Origin of the sequence: Streptomyces sp. NPDC058195 (assembly GCF_042883525.1) — a bacterium.
Lineage (GTDB): Bacteria > Actinomycetota > Actinomycetes > Streptomycetales > Streptomycetaceae > Streptomyces.
The window spans coordinates 17,498-36,344 of record NZ_JBHVVM010000038.1 but is presented as its reverse complement, the minus strand read 5'-3'; the positions used below and the strand labels follow the sequence as shown (position 1 = coordinate 36,344).

Annotated in this window: 19 protein-coding genes; 8 read left to right on the top strand and 11 right to left on the bottom strand. The window is 67.8% G+C overall.

Annotation, left to right across the window (positions count from 1 at the left end; all coding sequences use genetic code 11):
- Positions 1 to 288: 288 nt before the first annotated feature.
- The 5 genes from ACFVWY_RS32315 to ACFVWY_RS32295 all read right to left on the bottom strand — a co-directional run bounded on the left by ACFVWY_RS32315 (position 289) and on the right by ACFVWY_RS32295 (position 6,348).
- A complete protein-coding gene (locus ACFVWY_RS32315) occupies positions 289 to 1,149 on the bottom strand; it encodes a hypothetical protein (RefSeq protein WP_389878464.1) in 861 nt (286 codons plus the stop codon).
- Entirely contained in the window at positions 1,146 to 3,293 is a 2,148-nt protein-coding gene (locus tag ACFVWY_RS32310) for a hypothetical protein (protein WP_389878463.1), read from the bottom strand. Before ACFVWY_RS32310 ends, ACFVWY_RS32315 begins: the two co-directional genes overlap by 4 nt.
- Positions 3,294 to 4,053: 760 nt before the next feature.
- A complete protein-coding gene (locus ACFVWY_RS32305) occupies positions 4,054 to 4,575 on the bottom strand; it encodes a hypothetical protein (RefSeq protein WP_389878462.1) in 522 nt (173 codons plus the stop codon).
- 229 nt (positions 4,576 to 4,804) lie between these two features.
- Positions 4,805 to 5,368: a peptide deformylase gene (locus tag ACFVWY_RS32300; protein ID WP_389878461.1), complete on the bottom strand. Its 564-nt coding sequence runs from the start codon at positions 5,366 to 5,368 to the stop codon at positions 4,805 to 4,807.
- Positions 5,365 to 6,348 carry a multiprotein-bridging factor 1 family protein gene (locus ACFVWY_RS32295; protein ID WP_389878460.1) on the bottom strand — a complete coding sequence of 328 codons (984 nt, stop codon included), beginning with the start codon at positions 6,346 to 6,348 and terminating at the stop codon, positions 5,365 to 5,367. Before ACFVWY_RS32295 ends, ACFVWY_RS32300 begins: the two co-directional genes overlap by 4 nt.
- Positions 6,349 to 6,494: 146 nt before the next feature.
- Between ACFVWY_RS32295 and ACFVWY_RS32290 the strand changes: the two genes are divergently transcribed.
- Genes ACFVWY_RS32290 through ACFVWY_RS32270 form a run of 5 tightly spaced genes read left to right on the top strand, consistent with a single transcriptional unit; the run spans position 6,495 to position 11,021 of the window.
- A complete protein-coding gene (locus ACFVWY_RS32290; RefSeq protein WP_389878459.1) occupies positions 6,495 to 7,652 on the top strand; it encodes a glycosyltransferase in 1,158 nt (385 codons plus the stop codon).
- Entirely contained in the window at positions 7,649 to 8,353 is a 705-nt protein-coding gene (locus tag ACFVWY_RS32285; RefSeq protein ID WP_389878458.1) for a hypothetical protein, read from the top strand. The genes ACFVWY_RS32290 and ACFVWY_RS32285 overlap by 4 nt, the downstream gene beginning before the upstream one ends.
- Entirely contained in the window at positions 8,350 to 9,585 is a 1,236-nt protein-coding gene (locus tag ACFVWY_RS32280; RefSeq protein WP_389878457.1) for a hypothetical protein, read from the top strand. Before ACFVWY_RS32285 ends, ACFVWY_RS32280 begins: the two co-directional genes overlap by 4 nt.
- Positions 9,579 to 10,445, top strand: coding sequence for a glycosyltransferase family 2 protein (locus ACFVWY_RS32275; protein WP_389878456.1), 867 nt, complete (start codon positions 9,579 to 9,581; stop codon positions 10,443 to 10,445). Before ACFVWY_RS32280 ends, ACFVWY_RS32275 begins: the two co-directional genes overlap by 7 nt.
- Positions 10,446 to 10,496: 51 nt before the next feature.
- Positions 10,497 to 11,021 (top strand): AAA family ATPase, encoded by a 525-nt coding sequence (locus ACFVWY_RS32270; protein ID WP_389878455.1) that lies wholly within the window; start codon positions 10,497 to 10,499, stop codon positions 11,019 to 11,021.
- Positions 11,022 to 11,048: 27 nt separating this feature from the next.
- Here ACFVWY_RS32270 and ACFVWY_RS32265 read toward each other — a convergent pair whose 3' ends face one another.
- From ACFVWY_RS32265 to ACFVWY_RS32250, 4 genes are all read right to left on the bottom strand, one after another.
- Complete coding sequence (locus ACFVWY_RS32265; RefSeq protein WP_389878454.1) at positions 11,049 to 12,725, bottom strand: relaxase/mobilization nuclease domain-containing protein; 1,677 nt, start codon at positions 12,723 to 12,725, stop codon at positions 11,049 to 11,051.
- Positions 12,715 to 13,311, bottom strand: a complete 597-nt coding sequence (locus ACFVWY_RS32260; protein ID WP_389878491.1) for a hypothetical protein — start codon at positions 13,309 to 13,311, stop codon at positions 12,715 to 12,717. The genes ACFVWY_RS32265 and ACFVWY_RS32260 overlap by 11 nt, the downstream gene beginning before the upstream one ends.
- A 321-nt stretch (positions 13,312 to 13,632) precedes the next feature.
- A complete protein-coding gene (locus ACFVWY_RS32255) occupies positions 13,633 to 15,114 on the bottom strand; it encodes a DUF3631 domain-containing protein (RefSeq protein ID WP_389878453.1) in 1,482 nt (493 codons plus the stop codon).
- Positions 15,115 to 15,262: 148 nt separating this feature from the next.
- Positions 15,263 to 15,460, bottom strand: coding sequence for a helix-turn-helix transcriptional regulator (locus ACFVWY_RS32250; protein ID WP_389878452.1), 198 nt, complete (start codon positions 15,458 to 15,460; stop codon positions 15,263 to 15,265).
- 122 nt (positions 15,461 to 15,582) lie between these two features.
- Between ACFVWY_RS32250 and ACFVWY_RS32245 the strand changes: the two genes are divergently transcribed.
- Both ACFVWY_RS32245 and ACFVWY_RS32240 read left to right on the top strand, forming a co-directional pair.
- Positions 15,583 to 16,086 (top strand): helix-turn-helix transcriptional regulator, encoded by a 504-nt coding sequence (locus ACFVWY_RS32245; protein WP_389878451.1) that lies wholly within the window; start codon positions 15,583 to 15,585, stop codon positions 16,084 to 16,086.
- Positions 16,087 to 16,107: 21 nt separating this feature from the next.
- Positions 16,108 to 17,262 (top strand): tyrosine-type recombinase/integrase, encoded by a 1,155-nt coding sequence (locus ACFVWY_RS32240; RefSeq protein WP_389878450.1) that lies wholly within the window; start codon positions 16,108 to 16,110, stop codon positions 17,260 to 17,262.
- A 7-nt stretch (positions 17,263 to 17,269) separates the two neighbouring features.
- Here the strand turns inward: ACFVWY_RS32240 and sodN are convergent, their stop codons facing one another.
- A complete protein-coding gene (gene sodN, locus ACFVWY_RS32235; RefSeq protein WP_389878449.1) occupies positions 17,270 to 17,665 on the bottom strand; it encodes a superoxide dismutase, Ni in 396 nt (131 codons plus the stop codon).
- A 190-nt stretch (positions 17,666 to 17,855) separates the two neighbouring features.
- Here sodN and sodX point away from each other — a divergent pair, with 190 nt between their 5' ends.
- On the top strand, positions 17,856 to 18,314 hold the full coding sequence (gene sodX, locus ACFVWY_RS32230; protein WP_389878448.1) for a nickel-type superoxide dismutase maturation protease: 459 nt from the start codon (positions 17,856 to 17,858) through the stop codon (positions 18,312 to 18,314).
- On the opposite strand, the gene ACFVWY_RS32225 is transcribed toward sodX, so the two are convergent.
- Complete coding sequence (locus ACFVWY_RS32225; protein WP_389878447.1) at positions 18,218 to 18,847, bottom strand: CGNR zinc finger domain-containing protein; 630 nt, start codon at positions 18,845 to 18,847, stop codon at positions 18,218 to 18,220. The genes sodX and ACFVWY_RS32225 overlap by 97 nt on opposite strands.

Below are 18,847 nucleotides of genomic sequence, written 5' to 3'. Positions count from 1 at the left end.
CTTGCGGACTGTGTGCGGACTGCTCGGCTCTGCCATGTGCTGAACCGGAGGCCGTGTGACAGGGAAGCCGTCACGTTCCTCTCGGAGACGATCCTTCCGGGCCACTCCAGGGAACGGCTTCTTGGCCGTGGCCGTGAAGGCGGTAGATCAATTCGTCGGGGTGGCGCGTGACGCGAGCCAGCCGCCAGGCAGCGTCGTACGACGTATGGCGGCCTTGTGCCTGAGCGCGGAGGCGTAGAGCCAGAAGGCTTGTGGCTGGGTCCAGGAGGCATCGCCACAGGAGTAATCTCATTTCTGCTCCCCTGTGGCCTCGATGAGGGCTTGGGCAATTTTCTCGTCTCCATGCACCTTGATTGCCTTTGCCAGGATCTTCACGAATTCCTTATGGCCTTCCTCGGTGAGGCCAGCCACGAACTCGTGGAGCAGTTGGGCGACGGTCACCCAACGTGCCTGCGGAGTCCATTCCTGAACCTCGCGTACTAGGTCCGGGAGACTCGTACCTGCTGGAGGCCCACCCAGCCGGGGCCAGTGCTCCGTATGGCGTTCCAGCAGCGTGTAAAGGCGGGCCGAGGCAGGGTTGGCGAGGATCTCGGTACGGACGAAGTCCGCGCGCGCTCGTGCTTGTCTGCGGGCCAAAGCGTCCAACTCGTATTCACGGCGAAGCTGGTCCTGCTCGCGAGTGTGTTCCTCGCGTCGCCGGGCTTCCTCTCGCTCCTGTTCCCGGCGACGGCGAGACTCTTCGAGGGCGTAGCCGTGGCGCATTCGCTCCGCCAGAAGGGCGGCCTTCTGAGTGAAATCATCGACCGTGAGGTGGACACGGCTGTCCAAGACCTCGACGCCGTACCCGGTCAGCGGCAATAGCTCCCGCAAGGCTGCATTGATGTCCTGCTCAGCAGCGTCACGTCGTAATACGTCACATGACCCCGCAGCTTTGTCGACGACGTCCCGGACGAGACGTGCTGCGTCGTGTGGGTTGCCGGTAGCGCCAGCCTGCTCCGCCCGCCACGTCACGTGTATCTGCGCGGTGAACTGCAGCGTCGGGTCGCTGCTGGCTGGCCGGTCGGTGAACGGGTAAGTCGAACTGGGAGGTGGGGGCGGCGGTTCTTCCGCTTGCGTGCTCCGCCGTGTCCAGGGAATGAATCGCCTCACGGGGTGTCGGTCCCCTTGAAGCTGGTTTCGTCCCCAGGGTCATCCTGCTCCTGCACTGCGTCGTACAAGTCCTTGTCAAGGAGGGCGCCCAACTCTTGCCGTAACGTCTCCCTTTCCTCAGAGAAGGGGCGTTCTTCGCCTTGCACCCAACCGTGAGCACAAGCGCGTAGCGTCTCCCGTAGGATTCGCCCTTCCGCGCCTCCTACGTCAACGGCCTTCCGTAGAGATTGAAGAATTAGATCTTTCAGGGAGGGATGCTGTAGGGCGGCGTCCAGCCAAAGAAAGACTGCTGTATCGACTTGCCTTTTCCCAGTTGGTCCAGGCCCTTCTCTCAATAGAGTTCGCCAGCCCTGAATCAGCCCCTCTGATGATGGATGGAACCCCTCGTTATCACCCTGGTTGAGGTTATCCAGAATAAGTGGAATGCCATGGCTATCTTGCTCTGCGGCTGTCGCTAGAGCGGCAAATGTTTGGCGCCCAACGGTGTCCTTGGTTTTGTCGCTTCCGCACCAGCCGGCGATGTCCTTGAACAGCAGAGGCCGCACGGAGGTGTCTGCCCAGAGAGTGCGCACGGCGTCCTGCAGGGCGTCGGCTACGTCAGGATGCTCCGACTCTGCGGCGTGTTGTAGGCGGCGCAGAGCTTTTCCGGTGTGGGTGCGGCCGAACTCTCCGGCGCAGACAGATACGACCGCCAGTGTCAGAGCAACCTCTGTTTTACGCTTTGCCCAAGCCAGCAGCATTGTGTGGATGTACGGAGCGCTGGCTGGGTGAACGGCTGCATCGTCCAGGAGGGCCGTAGCCAAAGGCCACAGCATCTTATTGGAATTTTTGTGCCATGACTTGACGACTTCCTCCAGCGGTTCCTGCCGACGGTGGCGGACTGCCCAGCGGACAGCGAAATCTCCGACCCTCGCAGCCAGTGCCCGTCGGTCGTCAAGGCCCACGCTCTCCATGGCGAGTTTCGGTTCGTCCAGCGGGGCCTGCGCCAGCCACTGCAGGAACGGCATGCGGGCGAGCGGACGGTCCGTCCAGAAGTATTCGAGTGCGGCGTCGTCCCAATGCGGGCGTCGGAAGCTGAGTACGCCTTCCTTTGTTCGGTCCGCGCGGATGGTCCGACTCATGGCGATCACGCCGGGTGCCTTCTGCCCTGCGACCTCGACGTCTTCCCTGTCGAGCGCCTTGTTAAGGTCAGCGGCCTTGGCGTAGATATGGCCGACAGGCGCTCCACGTAACACCGCGGCGGTGACTAGGAAGTTGCGCTGGAAGCTCGTTCGCTCCGGCTCCTCATGCCAGTCATGGAGATCGTCTTCCCAGTTGTTCCGAGCGGCTACGACATCCGCTACCTGTTCTGCGACGGCCTCGTCGTCGGAATCGGCTGAGGCTTCGAGGCGACGGAGCTGCAGTGCATCGAGACCCACGGAGGCTTCAGTGATCGTCCGCAACGCAGTCCGTCGGGCCTCCCTCATGAGTTCCACGATGCTCAGAACCTCGGTCGGATTCTGTCCGTTCAGGAGGGCCTTCATCTTCGGGTGCTTGAGCCAGTTGGCCACCGGAAAGCCGGGCTCCTCAGCTCGAAGCCATCGCTCCGCGACATCGGCAGGACGCGCTGCGCCGAGGTCAGGGGCAATGCCCTCTGAGGCGCCACGACCGATCCTCCGCCACTGGTCGGGAGTGGTGATCACGACAAGATGGCTGTGGCGCGGGCCGAGGTGCTCCGAGACTGCCTTCAGGTTCGCGCCGAACGAGCTGTGGATCTCGAAGCCGTCTTCATCGGGGGGAAGTTCGAGTACGTAGCCACGGTGGTGTTCACGAGGCAGACGCTTGGTAGGAAAGAGCGAACCACTTCCGAACGAGAGTGGCCAGACTTCCTTGATGAGCCTGTCCTCAATGAGGCGAGCCATGAGGGCGTAGGCGGTGATGTTGCGACTTGTGCCAGGCGGGCGACTGAGGACTAGGACTGACCCAGCAGGCTTCAGCAGCGAGTAGGCGTCGTTGAAGGTGCTGCGCTCGGTGCCCGCGAAGTAGTCGCCGTCCTGCTTCGCGTACAGCTCGGCATAGACCTCGCGGACGATGTCAAGGTACCCGGCCGTAATCGGCGCGTGAGTATCGAGCGTCTGCTCGAAGACGTTCTTCACGCCGATCATCTCGCCATTGTTGATCAGAGCGCGCTGAAGGAGTGCGGCCTGTCGGAAGGCTTCTACCGTGGCTGGATCTGGCGTCTGACGTTGGGACGCAGCATTCGGAGGGGCCTCCGGCGTCATGGTGGAGGCAGAGGGTGTGTCACGCGGAGGCGGGACGTTGACAGCGGGTGAATCGTCGGGGGAAGCGTCACGGGCCGCTGGCTCAGCGGTTGGCGGGCCTTGTGATCGGACGTCGTTTGACGAGGGTGTGTAGCCCGGGCCCCAGGCTGTTCCTGCGGCAGCGCGTTCGTTGACTTCGTCGCTGCGGACCTCGTGTGGTGCTTGCGGTGGCGGCCCTGAGCCCTCGGTCTCTGTCTTCAAGCTTGGAGAGACGGAGGCTGTAGGTGGCCCTGCTTCGTTTGCGGAGTGCTCCTGGGGCGCCGGGGCATCCGAACGCGGAGTCGCCTGCCATAACGCCCCTACGGCTAAGGGGGTCTCCTCTCGGGCTGGCTGATTCGCGCCAGATAAGAGGCGCGGCTCGTCGGTGGCCTGCGCAGGTGACTCATCGCCCGACAGCGAGGGTTGACCCAATGGGGGCGATGGGGTCGGCGCGGAATTCCAGTGATGCTCCGCATCATCGGCTTTCACGTCGCTCGATGCAGGGGTGGGTGGCTCTTCGGCATCACGAGGCGTTGGCGGGTTTTCGCCGAGACTTGTGTACGGATCGGACCCTTGTACGTCCGGCCGAGCGTTTTCGTTCTCGAAGCTCATGGTTTAGTTAGCCTTAGCCGATCTGTCCGTCGAAGTGCAGCCCGACTTGTTCGCCTGTCTCCGTGATGGTCTTGGCGGTCTGCGTAACTTCGACGCGGCTCTTAGCCGTCATCCCTTGTGCGCGGATGCCCACCTGCGGCCCTGAGACCTCGTCGGCGTGCTGAGATACATGTGCACCAGGTCGAGAGCGTTGCTCATCCCCGAACGGAAGGCCACGCCCGTACAGCGCTTCTAGGTCCTGCCGCAACTGAGCGAGGAGATCACGGAGCGCTTCGTCGTCACCTTGCAGTAGAGCTGGGCGCGAAAGATAGACCTGGAGGGCCCCTTGTGCCTGGCTAATGCGCTCGACACGTGCGTCAGTAAGTTCTTCAGGGCGCACCTGGAGAGTTTCTGACTGCCCCGCCACGCTCTCCGGCTCATCAATTGGGACACGGCCGGCCCGCCTGTCGAGCACCGCACTTGCCCGATCGAACAGAAATCTGACCGCCTCAGTCAGAACCGTCCCTGCAAGCACCGGAAAAGCCAACGGATCCACGATATTTCCCTCCCCGTTCCCCCATAACGCCCTGACACGGCACGAGAGTGTGCAGCGCCGGTTCAAGGGCAATTGCCCGAGTCACGGTATGAGGGTTGAAAACGAGGCGGAAGGTCCAAACTCGCCAGCATCGAGCTGCTGGAGGAGAGAAGTGTCCGAATTGCTGCGGCTACCGCTGGGTGTCGGCCGAGCCACGGGTTGCCCCCTCGCCGATCGGGGCGGTGGCGGCTTACTCGTATGCCCAGGCCCGGCCGGTCTCCCGGTACTCCTCCACAGGGATCGGATCCACTCCGGCCATCATGCGGGCGGTGTACAGCAGGCCGTCGAGGTGGTCGATCTCGTGGTGGATGAGGCGGGCGAGACCGTGTTCGTACTCGGTGGTTACTGCCTCGCCGGCCAGGGTCGTGGTCTCGACGGCGATCTTCAGAGGGCGGGGTACAAGGCCCCGAACGTCGAAGAAGCTCAGGCAACCCTCGTACTGCTCGTCCGTCTCGCTGGAGCGTTCAGTGATTCGCGGGTTGACCAAGATGATGGCGGGTGCGTCGCCAGGCGGCTGAACCACGGCGACGGCGCGGGCGATGCCGATCTGTGGGGCCGCGATGCCCATGCCCTTGGCGAAGGGATGTACCTGGCCGATCCGGTCCATCGCGGCGAACAGCTCATCGGTGACACGTTCGGCCTCATCCCGCTCGGCTGGCAGGTCGAAGGGGCGGGCCGGTTCGGCGAGGATGCTGACGCCTTCCTGTACGACACCGAGGTCTCGCATGCGCTGGCTGGGCCGCACGTCAATCACCTGAACTCCCCTTGATCCATGTCGCGTTCGGGCTGTGCCCTGAACCGCCACTCAAGACGGTACCGAGCGTGCAGAGCTGGCGCGGCCGTGATCCACGTGAACTGCCGTACCTCGCCGTCGTCGCGGCGGACAGGCGGCGTCCGCAGCGGGGAGGCTTCGGCGGTCATGGAGGTCTCGGCGCCCCAGACCACCGGGTCGAGAGCAGCCGGGAAGGCGAGCTGGACTTCGAGCTGTTCGGTGGGCAGCCGGACGGCCCGTTGGAACCAGTTGCCCCACTTCTCGTCGCCCACGGTGTACGCGTACTCGATCCACACGGATTCGCCGGGGTAGAGCGGGAAGCGGCCGTGCTCGTTGTCGAACAGGAGCCAGATCTCCTTGAACGCGTCGCGGTCGTGCTTGGCCTGCCAGCGCATGGTCTCGCCCCGGCAGGTGGCCGTGAGGTCGAGTTCGTCCCAGGTCAGTGGGTGTGCGCGGTAGTGGGCGTTGGAACGCTCCGGCTCGCCGGGGTAGCGGTCGACGGAGATGCGGATCAGGTAGCGGGTGATTGGGTCGGTGCCGGTGTTCCGCAGCAGTCTGCGCATGGTGAGCCGGTAGGCGCGGCCGTCGTACTCCAGCCGTGCGGCGTCGTGCTCGACGACGAGGGCGGAGCCGCTTGCGTACGGCTGCTCGGGTCCGCGCGGAGCCGGTGGGGCCACAGAAGGGCGCCGGGCGTGACCCTGACTGGCCTTGGCGCGCTCGTAGTCCCGCCAGCGCCGCCAGATCGACTTGCCAGCGTTCAGCACGTCGTCGGCGAGCCGCGCGAACTCCTCGCTGGGCTTGTGGCGGCCGGACTCCACGTGGCTGATGTACGACGGGTCGAAGCCCATGCTGTGTGCGAGGGCGCGCTTGGACAGACCGCGCACCTCGCGCCACCGTGCCACTTCGGCGGCGAAGTCCTCGGCCGCCTGCTCGACCGTGGTGTCCTCGTCCTGCGCTTCCATCGAAGCCCCGCCCCGCGTCCTCGTCGGTGAGCATGAATGAACCGTGAGTGATCCAAGTTCATCATCCCGTCACGGCCAGCGTCGCCGTTTTCCTTCCCTCAGTGGCCCGGATCGACCCTCCGGGCGGACAAGGGAGGCGACGCGACATGCGAGTGCTGTACTTGCTCAACATCTCCAACCCCGACCGGCTGTCAGCGGATTCGGGCTGGATCTTCGCGGATCTGCTCGCACCGGCCTTGGTGGACGCCGGTGCGGAGGTGACCGTGGCGGCCCCGGCACCGGCTGGCGACGAGCGCTGCGGCTTCCACTGTACGAAGGTGCCGGGGACGAAGTACCGGGCCCGATTCTCTCCCGACATCGATGAGTTGGTGGCGCTGATCCGGTCGGAGAAGCCGGACGTGGTGGTGGCCAATCAGGTCGAGGAAGCGCCGGCGATCCGTACGGCCCTGCTGGAGGCGGGGTCGGATGCTCTGCTGGCGGGCTACTGCCACTACCTGCCGTTCTCCTTCAACGGCGGTGGTCAGCTCCTTCTCGATCCATCGCTGGACGACTCGGGTCTCGGCCGGCCGGTGCTGCTGGCGTTCGCCGCCGGGCTGGCCGCCTGCGACCGGGTCCTGGTGCACTCCTCGACGGCGGCTTCCTGGGCGTCTGCCGCCGCGGCCCGTATGACGGTGGACCTCGGCGACAAGCTGCGGGTGGTGCCCGCGCCGCGCGACGAGCGGCTCGTACGCGACCCCGCCACCGCCCGGCCCGACTCGGATGCCGGGGCAGTCGGCATCTACAACCATCGGCTGTACGCGCACTACGGAACCGAGCAGTTCGTCGATCTGGCCCGCCAGCTGAGCGCCACGGGCACGGTCCGGCTGCGGGTCATGAACCTGTTCGGCCAGCGCCGCGCGGAGAGGAAGGGGCTGGACGACAGCCCCGAGCGGATGCGCGAGAAGCTCGCCTCCCTGCCGCACGTCCAGGTCGTCTCCGACCGCGGCGACCGCATCCGCTACAAGAAGCTCCTCGCCGGAGCCCGCTTCGGGATCGCACCGTTCCGGGCCGGCTGTCCTTGGTCCATGTCCGTGATCGACTGCCAGGGCATGGGGCTGCCGGTCATCGCCCCGCGTCTGGGCTGGCTCGCCGAGCACATCGATCCCGAGCTGTGCTTCTCCACCCCGGCCGAGGCCGTCGCACTGGCCGAACGACTCGTCACCGACGACGAGTTCCACACCCTGCACGCCAAGCGTGCCTATGCCTCCACCGCCGACTTCGCCCCCTCCCTCATCGCCGCCCGCTACCTGGAGTCGCTCTCGTGACCGCGTTCGACGCTGTCTTCCTGTCGTACGACGAGCCGATGGCCAACTCCCTCCACGCGCGCGTGCAGCGGACCCTCGGCGGCCTGGTCAAGCGTCTGCACGGCGTGCATGGGATGCGCAGGGCCTACCGGCTGTGCGCCGAGGTCGTCGAGCGCGAGCAGTTCTTCCTCGCTGACGGCGACTTCGCCATCGACACTGACTTCGATCAGGTCTCCGTCGCCCCGCTCGACGAGGGCGTGTCCATGCGAGTGTGGCGGACAGTCAACCCCGTCAACGGCCTGTCCTACGGATACGGCGGACTGAAACTGATCCGGCGCAGTGCCTTGCGCGAGATGGGCGAGGCCGTGGACGTGCTCGCCGCTCTGCCCGGCCGTATCGAGTTCGCCGAACAGACCGCGGGCGTCACGCGGTTCAACCAGAGCCCCTTCCACGCCTGGAAGGCGGGCTTCAGGGAGTGCGCGATGCTCGCTCGCGGCAGCGAGTACGGGATGGCTGACGACGACGGGCGTCGGCGCGTGGAGGCATGGACGACCAGCCACGACGGAGAGTTCGCCGCCTTCGCCGCTGCTGGCGCCCGCGAAGGGGTCGCCTTCGCTCGTGACGCCGCTCGCGATGCGGGACGGTTCAACCATCTCAATGACCCCACCTGGCTACGAGACCGCTTCGCCGCCGCTCATGGGGACCAGGCGGTCTCCGGATGACCACCCCGCTCGTACTCATCGAGCCCTACGCCGACCGCCTGGGCGGGCACCATCAGCGCACCCTTGTGGCGCTTGCTCAGGCGAGGCCCGGCAGCCTGGTCGTCGCCCCGCACGGGATCGCCCGAGATGCGGTGACGGCGCTACGCAGGGCCGAAGCCCGGTTGGTGACCACGCCGACCGGGTGGGAGGCGGCGCTGCTTCTGGCAGCCAGCCACCTCCTGGCCCTGCTTGCCGGGGCCGGGCAATGGCTCCTGCGCCCGCGCTGCTGGTCCCGCTCTCTGCGGCGGCTGCCGCACCAAGTCACCCTGATCGCCCGATGCCTGGCGGAGGCATCGGCGCTGCGGACCGGCCGTCTCCTGGAGCCGGGTGCCGAGGCGGTGGTTGTCCTGACCGCAAGCGAGGCCCTGCACGGGGCCGCAGCTCTCCTCGGCGGCCTGCCGCACCTGCGGTACGTCCATGAGCAGGTCACCACCGAGGATGCCCCCGTGAGGCTGCTCGGCCGCCTCGCCCGCCGGGGCGAGCAGCGAGTGGTCGTGGTGTGCCCGACCCAGGCTGTCGGCGATCAACTCGCCGCAGCCTTTCCCGACCTGCCCGCAGTGGTCCGGGCCTTCGCTGTCGACGACGGCCGCCGACTCACCGATGCTGAACGGGAAGGCGGTCGGCTCGCCTTCGGCATTCCTGCCGCCGAGGCTGTGGCGTGCCTGGTGGGCGGCTGGTGGCCGTACAAGGACATCGAGACCGTCGATGCCGCGCTGTCCCGCCTGCGGGAACCGCTGCACCTCGTGGTCACGGGCGACCCCTTGGACGAGAGGGTCCTGGAACGGTGGCGGAACCTGCCCCGCCTTCGCCTGCACGTGGTTCCAGGCCCAGTCGCCGAGAGCGTGCTCCGGCTGGTGTACGCCGCTGCCGACGCAGCTCTGGTCGCCCGCCACCATGGCGTCGGCAAGGAATCAGGGCTTGCCATGGACGCCGCCCGTCTCGGCGTCTCCCTGATCCTCTCCGACCACGACCCGGTCCTGACCGCTCGACTTCGAGATCAGGGGTGGGCGCTGAGCTTCTCCGCCGGCGATCCGGACAGCCTCGTCGATCGCCTGCACACGCTCGTCCGCCAGTCGCCCGAACGGCCTGGGTCCCAGGCGCCGCACCTGCTGGGGATGCGGACCGCCGAAGAGCAGGCCGACTTCCTCGCTCGTACCTTCGCCTCCCTGCACATGAAGGAGCCCCGATGCTGACCGCGCCTCCAGCTCTCATTGCCGTCATCGGCCCCGTCGAGGTGCCGCTCCTCGCCGACTGGGTCCGCCACTACCGGTGGCTGGGCGTCGAGCGGTTCCTCATCGCCTTTCACTTCCCCGAGCATGTGCCCGACCGGCAGCGACACGAGATTCAGGCCGCCTGCCGAGAGCTGGGCATCGTCCCCTCCGGTACCAGCACGGGGCCGTGGCACGAGCACACCAACACTCAGCTCCGCGACGCCCTTCGCCGCACTGCGGGTCCGGGCTGGCACCTGCTCGCCGACGCCGACGAATTCCAGCAGTACCCGGCTCCGCTCGCCGAGGTTGTCGCCCAGGCCGAGGAGACCGGACACCGTGTGGTGGGTGGGTTGCTGCTCGACCGCGTTGCAGCGAGCGGGCGTCCGACTGGCTGGCTGCCCGAAGGTGGCCTCGACCTCGCCTATCCCCTCGGCGGTCACCTCACCCACCGGCTTCTGCACGGCGATCCCAGGAAGATCGCGCTCGCCCGCCATGACGCCACCGTCGCCTCCGGGAACCACCGGGCTCTTGGGCACCGACCGGACGCGGACAGCATCTGCGCGGTGCATCACTTCAAGTGGCGCGCGGGCGTCCTGGACGACCTTCGCCGCCGAGTTCAGCACTTCGGCTCCGGTACGTGGCAGGAACAGAGCCCAGCCGTGCGCGACGAAGCCGGCCGCTTGCTCGCCCACGTCGGCCGACACGGCGGCGCGATCAACATCAGCGACCCGCGGCTCGCCTTCCGCCGGGTAAACCTGGACCGGCTGCCTTCCGGTTGGCAGGCCGAGGCCCGCAGCATCGTCGCCGGTTGGCAGCCACACGCGTACAGCGGCCAGGATTGATCAGGAAGAATGCCAGCGTTCCCGCACGATCGTCGCGGAAGGAATCACGACGTGCCTGTCGCCGTACTCCTGGCCGGTCTCACCGGCTCCGGGAAGACCACCGTCGCCCAGGCCCTGGCCGCTCACGGCTACATCCGGCTGTCGGTCGATGAGGAAGTGCACCGCCTCCACGGCCGGTACGGCGTGGACTACCCCGAGCACACCTACTTCGAGCGGGAGCGACCGGTGGTCGCAGCCATTCGGGAACGCTTCACCAAGGAGATCGCAGCCGGGAACGACGTCGTCCTGGACCACGGGCTCTGGCGCCGCGATGAGCGCGAGGCATGGAGGCAGGCCGCCCGCGAGGCGGGCGGCCTGCCTCTGGTGGTCTACCTTCCGGTCGACCGGAAGGAGTTGCTGACACGTCTCGCCGTACGCAATGAGCGCGAGGACGCCAACGCCCTCACCGTCACTCCCGAAGCCCTCGACGACTTCTTCGCCCGCTTCGACGTCCCGGCTGATGACGAGGAAGCCATCGTCTACACCGGAGACGTCAACGGGTTGGTGGCCGCGTTGTCCGTTCCTGGTCGGGACTGACGCAGGAACTGTGCGTAACCCGTCCTCCTACCGGCGTCGTCCGCGCTCTGCGGTCTGCTCGCGGACTGGTGCGGATGCGCGCTGCGGTGCGAGCGCTCCCGATGTGGCACTGCGGGTGCTTCGCGTGCGTGCTGCCTGTGCCCGCTTGTTCGGCTGTGCAGCGATGCGCCAGTTGAGGACCTCGGCGGGGCGTTCAGCCGTGTCGAGTTCTCGGCGTGCGGCCACCTCGGCGAGAAGCCGTCGGGCGTTGTGCCCGGCGGTTTCCGCCATGGCGAGAGTGGTGGCCAGGGCAGGCCAGGCGGTATCGGCGAGGATGCGGTCGGCGTGGTCGGGGACGGCTTGGCGCACAGTGGCTTCGAAGCGGTCGATGGTCTGCTGGCGTGGCGCACGGCGAGTGAGATCCGCCAGGACGGGCGCGGCAGCCTGGCGATAGCCCGCCTCCAGGTGGCGGAGGGCTTGCTCGGCGGCTGCCGCTTGCTGCTCGTGGCCGCGCTGGGCGTGCCACTTGGCTGCGGCGCGGGCCACGTGCAAGGTGGCGAAGACCAGGGCGATCGTGAGTCCGCCCGGAATGCTCGGGGCGTAGGCGAGTTCCTGAGCGGCCCGGCGTAGTTCGTTGGCGGCCTGGTGGTCGGCCCGGATCGCCGAGCGGCGGGCCCGGTTGAATACCTGGGCCGCTGCTTGCAGCTCGGCCTGGTGCGGGCCGGTTGTGGCGTGGGCGAGGTTGTGCAGGGCTCCGCCAAAGGCTTCCAAGTGGCCCTGAGCCACAGCATCGCCATCCGCACCGAGGGCCGTGCGTGCGGTGCACACGGCGGCTTCGGTGCGGCGCCACGTGTCCGCTGGGTCGGTCGCCGTCTTCGGGCGGTCGGCGACGTCCTGAGCGGGTAGACGTTCGAGCAGTCGCTTGTAGGACAGGTCGGGGGCGAGTTTGGAGCCGCCGAAGAAGATGGTGTCGTTGGGAGCCGCCAGGCTGTAGCCGTCGACCTCGCCGGACTTGGTGCTGATGCGCGGCTTGACCTGGATGCCCAGAGACCGCAACACGGTGAAGTAGTCGTCGACGCCGTGTACCGAGGCGGCGACCGCGTACGCGCGCTCACGCAGCCACTCCCACGCGGTCACCTCCTGGCCTTGGCGCTCGGCCTTGGCGCGCTCGGCGCCGGTGGGTGTCTTGGGGGCGGTCAGGTCGCCGGACTTGAGCTGGCGCAGCCCGAACTCGGTCTCGATCTTCCGGCATTCGCGCTGGGCTCGCTGTCCGTCGCGGTGGGTGCGGGGGCGGCGACCGTCGGCGCGGACGGTGGTGGCGAGGATGTGGATGTGGTCGTCCGCGTGGCGCACGGCGATCCACCTGCAGGCTTTCTCGTAGCCGTCGGGGGCGATTCCGGTGGCAGCGACGATGCGGCGAGCGACCTCGGCCCACTCGATGTCGGTCAGGTAGCGGTCACCGGGCGCCGTACGAACAGGGCAGTGCCACACGTGCTTCGGCGGCCTCTTGCCTGCTAGCTCGTGAGTGCGCAGGTCCACGTGGTGGTCGAGCCGCTTGGCGAGCTGGGCGTACGTGGCGCCCGGATCGCGGCCGGGGTCGGGAGCGCCGGCCATGTCCCAGGCGGCGACGATGTGCGCATCGGTGTGCTCGTCTCGCCGACCCGGCCCGAAGAGGTAGTTGATCAGGCCGAGGGTGTCGGAGCCTGTTGAGACGTCAGGAACCATGGTGGGCCCCTTCCGCCAGGAGCTGGTCGATCAACTCGTAACTGGCCACGGCTGCCTGCTCGATGCGGTCGAGGACCGCCTCGGTCTGCTCGGGTATGGCGCCGGAGTGGATGGCTCCCATGATCTGGTTGAGGTTGGTGCCGATCCGGTTCAGTGCTTTGGTGTGCGCCTCGACGGCTTCCACCAGCGGGCGGATCGGGTCGTCTTCAGGACTGCCGACCAGGGTTGCCCTGCCGAGCGCGACCGCGAGGGCGGCATCGCCGACGAACCCTGCGAACTTCTGGCCGCGCCGCTCAGCCTCGGCGCCGATGATGCGGACGGCGGTCGGCGTGAAGCGGATGGTCTTGTCCTGGTCGCGCTTCTCGATCGTGCGTTTGCGGTTCATCTGCGCAGGCAGCACTGGGGCGTCGGGCTCGCGCCACGAGGGCTGTTCGACGGGCGGTCGGTTATGGGCGCGATATTCGGTGTGCGGGGCGACAGACTCGGCGTCCGGTTGATGGGTGCTGTCGGCGCAGGATTCAGCGCCGGACTCGGTCACCTCTCCCCTCGGCTCGGGCGCCCGCTGGCGCCCGGCCTCCTCCGCCACCCCAGGGGCGGAGGCAAGCGCGGACGAAGCCTCGTTAGAGGCTCGTTCGCTCCAGCTTGCTGCTGCTCGTCGGGCCAGGCCGAACCACCCCCTGCGGCGGGGAGTGGGGTGGTGGTCATCGGTGTGGGTGTCGTGCATGGTGGTGCTCCAATGGCGCGCGGGCGGGACCTTGTCGCATCCGTCGCATCCGTTGCAGGGCTGGTCAGAGCAGGTACGGACGCAGGTGCAGGTACGGAGGACTCCGTCCCGGTGAGGACGTCCGTCCCCGCGCTGACCTGCGCGGGGACGGACGCGACGGATTGATACGGACTCCGGTTGGAGTCAGCGAGTGGGCTTGGGCCCCGTCCCGCTGCCGGGCGGGCCGATGGGCAGCGACCCTGTTGGTGGGGCGAGCGGCAACCGGCGGGCTTGCCGTGGGGGAGTGGCCCCCTGCTCGGAAGCGGTCGTCGCCTCAGCGAGATCGGGGCAGTTGCGGGCCCAGGCGTCGAGGAACCGGTTGCGCATGTACGCCTTCGCCTGCTTGCCCTTGTCGAAGCGGTGGTTGGCCGGGCTGATGCCGAAGTCCCGCAGCAAGTTGGCCAAGTGGTAGGCGTTCAAACCCTTGGTGCCGAACTCCGCCCAGGGGCCCTCGGCGTCCTGGATCAGGGCGGCGACCAGGTCTTGGGTGGCCAGGGCCTCGGGGTTGCTCTCCCGCTCGAAGACACGGTGGATGTCGCGCAGAAGCCGTGTCTTCAGGTTGGCCTGCTCGTCCTGCGCTGCCTCGTGCCGGGTCATCGCCAGGCAGGCGGCACGAGCCTGGGCGGGCCAGTGACCGCCGGCAAGGTCGGCGACGATGACCAGCGGCTCCCAGGTGTCCGCTGCCCGGTCCTCCACCGGCATCTTCGGCACCATGCGGGAAGCCGGGCCGCGCAGCGGACTCAGCCACGCGGCCAGCTCGTCACGCAGGGCGTTGAGTTCGGGCACCGAATACCGGGAGCGGAACGGGGTGACCTTCTCGCCCGGCTTGCGCTTCTGCATCCGCAGCACGACCGCCCGGTCCATGATCGTGTCCGGGAGGTCGCCGATCCCTGCGAGCGCAGCCATGGCGAACGTGGGGTACGGAGTCGGCTTGTGCTCTGGCCCGGAGATCCGCCAGGCGGGCCGGTTGCGCTGATGGCCCGCGTTGAGCAGCCCGCGCAGGTCCTCCTTGTCACCCGCCTTGGGGCCGAAGATGGTGTCGGCCTCGTCCACCAGCAGGGTGGGCGGCTTCTTGCCGATGACCCTGAAGATGACAGCCGGGGAGGTGTTCACCGTCATCATCGGCTGGTGCACAGTCTCGTGGAGCACGTCGAGCACCCGGGACTTGCCGCAGCCCTTCGTCGGGCTCACCACCGCCAGACGCGGCGCATGTTGCAGAGCAGGCTGGATGTGGGAGGCCGCCACCCACAGAGTGACCGCGGTCAGCGCCTCCTCGCTCGACAGCACCACGTACCTGCCGATCGCCGCCCGCAATTCGTCCAGCAGCACGGCCCCGTCAGGAACTGCATCGGCCCCGGGGCCTTCGGGGTCTCCGGCACTCGCTCCGGCATCGGTGACCGTGATTTCGTGTTGCTCGCTGGCCTGCGCGTTTCCACTAGCTGTGGATATGGAGGCCGGAGCCTGCGGCGCCAGAGGACCGGATGCGTCGCGGGTACGGTCCTCTGGTGCCGCATCAGCAGGGGGCTGGTCCTCGCGGCGCCAGGGGATGCCCTCGCCGGGGACGGCCGCCGTCGGCCAGACAGCGCGGGATGTGTACGTGGTGCTGGGGGACATAGAGTCCTCCACAGGCGTTCCTCTCCGGTGAGGGCAGGACGGGCAAGGTCCGCCCTCACCAGCTCGTTCGTTCAGGGACGGGTGGTCAGCAGGGGAATTTCCGGCCCTCGGCGTTGGCTCGCCGAGGGCCGTTTCCGTGCCAGGGGTCGAGACCGGCGCCTCATGCTGCGGTGCCCCATTCGTTCTGACCGTGGGCCAGCACCTGCTCGTACCGCTGCAGCTCGGCCTCGGGATACAGGACCCGCTTGCCGATCTTGACGCCGCGCGGTCCCTTACCGATCTGCCGCCAGTAGCGGACGGTGCTCGCGGCCGTGCGGTAGCGCTCGGCGACTTCGGCGGTGGTGAGGTATCGAGCCATGCAGTATCCCTTTCGGCTAAGTGTCAATGCGATCTGCATAACTAGTGCCAGGTGATCGCCGGTTAACCAAACCGGGAAGGGTGTGTTTCAATTTGGATAGCGATGGCGAGTGAGGGAGAACGATGGCGGACGGCATGACGGGCGGCACGGAGGTGCCGATGCTCTACAGCGAGGGGAACGTCGCCGCGCGCGTGGCGCTGGAGCGTGAAGTGCGGGGCTGGAGCACGACCGAGCTGGCGGAGCGCGTGACCAAGGCCGGCGTGAAGATGAACCAGACGGCTGTCTGGCGCATCGAGAACGGCGAGCCGCGCCGCCGCATCAACCTCGACGAAGCCCTCGCCTTCAGCAGAGTCTTCGAGCTGCCCCTCGAAGAGCTGATGTCCCCGCCGCTCGAAGGCATCGACATGGAGGGGCGGCGTCTGGTGCAGGAGGCGGTCGAGGCGTACTACGAATCCCGCGACGCCCAGGACCGCCTCCACCACGCCGTCGTCGCGACAGCCGGGTACATCCAGGCCCACCCCGACGGCGCACGCGCCATCCACCAGCAGTGCCTTCGCCTCATGGGGGACGAGCGTGACGCACGCACCCTCACCGCCGACATCGAGGCCGGGGGCTACTACCGATAACCAACCCGAAGGAGAACCGATTTGGCCAACATCCAGAAGCGTCCCAACGGCAAATGGCGGGCCCGATACCGCGACGCCGACGGCAAGGAACACGCCCGCCACTTCGACCGCAAGCTCGACGCCCAGCGGTGGCTCGACGAGGTCACGACCAGCATGGTCACCGGCCTGTACGTCGACCCACGGGCAGGAAAGATCTCATTCGAGAAGTACGCCACCAAGTGGGAGGGCGAGCAGATCGCCGGTGAGGCGGGCACGCGCATCACCGACAACGCCCTGCGGGTCCACCTCATACCCGCGCTCGGCGCCTACGCGATGGCGTCACTGCGCCGCAGCCACATCCAGGCCCTGTTCAAGAAGCTGTCCGAGCAGCTGGGCCCCGGCAGCGTACGCAACGTCTATGACGTCCTGGTCCGCGTCATGACGGCCGCCGTCGAAGACAAGGTCATCCCCGTGACGCCGTGCAAGCGGATCACCCTCCCGCCCATCCCGGACGAGGAGATCACGCCGCCCACGGTCGCCCAGGTCGAGGCGATGTCCAACGCCATGCCGCCGTACATCCGCGCGGCGATCGTCGTCCTGGCTGGGTCGGGCCTGCGCATAGGCGAGTTGCTCGGCCTCAAGGTCTCGGACGTCGACTTCAAGAGCGGCACCATCCGCGTCGAGCGGCAGCGGCTCCAGTCCGGGAAGACCGGCCCGCCGAAGACCGGCAAGTCCCGGCGTACGGTCCCGGTCGGCGAGGTCGTCACCGACGCGCTCCTCGCGCATCTCGCGGCACGCCCCTCGAAGGAGTGGCTGTTCACGATGGAGGAGGGCGAACCCCTCAACTACCGTCGTTGGAAGACCGAATGGAACTGCGCCCGTAAGGCGCTCCAAGCGTCGGAGAACGAGGCGGCCGAGCGCGAGGGCCGCAAGCCCGTCGAGCTGCCGCACATGGTCACCCACGACCTGCGGCACTTCTACGCCTCCGCGCTCATCGCCGGCGGAGCGAGCGTCAAGCAGGTGCAGCTGGTCCTCGGCCACGCGTCCGCCGTCATCACGCTGCGGATCTACGCGCACCTGTGGCCGGGCGAAGAAGACCGCACCCGGGCCGTCATGGACGCCGTGCTCGGCGGCCTGCGGACCGGGTGCGGACAGCTAGGCAGCACGACCCGAGAAAATGCAGGTCAGGCGGCCTAGAGGGAGATCAAGCCTTCTTGGTCTCCCAGAAGATCTTGTCGATCTGGGCGATGAGGTCCAGAGCCTTCTGGCCCGTCTCCGGGTCCGTGGAGGCCTTCGCGGCCGAGAGGGCCTTGAGGGTGTCGTTGACCAGCTGGTGCAGCTCCGGGTACTTCTCGAAGTGCGGGGGCTTGAAGTAGTCGCTCCACAGCACCGAGACGTGGTGCTTGGCGAGCTCGGCGCGCTGCTCCTTGATGACCACCGCGCGGGCCCGGAAGTGCGGGTCCTCGTTGGCCTGGTACTTCTCCTGGACGGCCTTGACGGACTCCGCCTCGATGCGGGCCTGGGCCGGGTCGTACACGCCACAGGGCAGGTCGCAGTGGGCGCTGACCTTCACCTTGGGGGCAAACAGGCGGGAAAGCATGGGGCTGTCCTTCCTCGTGATCGTCTTCTCAGGTGGGACATTACTCGGTGAGAGACGGGTTTTCCCGGGTGCCCCCGTGGGCTTAGGCCAAAAGTCCGGGGCGAGGATGGGGCCAGTGGCCGAATGTACGGGACGCTGTTACCGAGACGGGTACGGAACGTGTGCGGTACGGACCGGGGAGGTGCCGGAGATGCAGGAGGTGCCAGAGGTGCCTGAGCGGACGCAGGAACGGTCCGGACGGGGGCTGGCGGCTCGGGTGCCGTTCCAGGTGGTGGAGGTGACGGGGCCGTCGATGGTGCCGACGCTCCATCACGGGGACTGGCTGCTCGTGCAGTACGGGGCCCCGGTGCGCCCCGGTGACGTGGTGATCCTGCGGCATCCGTTCCAGCAGGACCTGCTGGTGGTGAAGCGGGCCGCCGAGCGGCGCCGGGGCGGCTGGTGGGTGCTGGCCGACAACAGCTTCGCGGGCGGGGACAGCACCGACTACGGGGCGGTCCCCGAGGAGCTCGTCCTGGCCAGGGTCCGGGTGCGGTACCGGCCGCTGGCGAAGGGTCAGCGTTCGGTGCGGGGAGTGGCGGCCTGGGCGGTCTCCGCGCTGCGTCCGGTGTCGGCCGCGCGTTCCGTCTCCAGGCGCTTGCGGGCCCGGTAGGCGGCCACGTTGGCGCGGGTCGCGCAGCGGTCCGAGCAGTAGCGGCGGGACCGGTTGGTCGAGGTGTCGAGGTAGGCGTTGCGGCACGGGGACGCCTCGCACAGGCCGAGCCTGCCGACCCCGTACGACGTGAGGTGGAAGGCCAGTCCCATCGCCGCGATGGCGGCGTACCCGGCCGTCGCGTTCGACGGGTGGTCGGCCAGGTGCATGTGCCAGTCCGGCGTGCCGTCCGCGTCCCGGGTCTCGTGGCCGGAGATCTGCGGGCTGACGGGGAACTCCAGCATCAGCGAGTTGAGCAGGTCGACGGCGAGCGTCTCGTCGCCGCCGTCGGCCGCCTCGAAGACCGAGCGCAGCCGGGCCCGTACGGACCTGAAGCGGGTCACGTCCGCGTCGGTGGCACGCCGGGCCGCCTGCTGGTTGGGGCCGAACAGCTCGCGGACGGCTTCCACGGAGGTGAGGGAGTCCTTGTTGCGGGTCGGCTCCTCGGTGTTGACCAGACGCACGGCGTAATCCGAGTAATAGGCCAGTTCCAC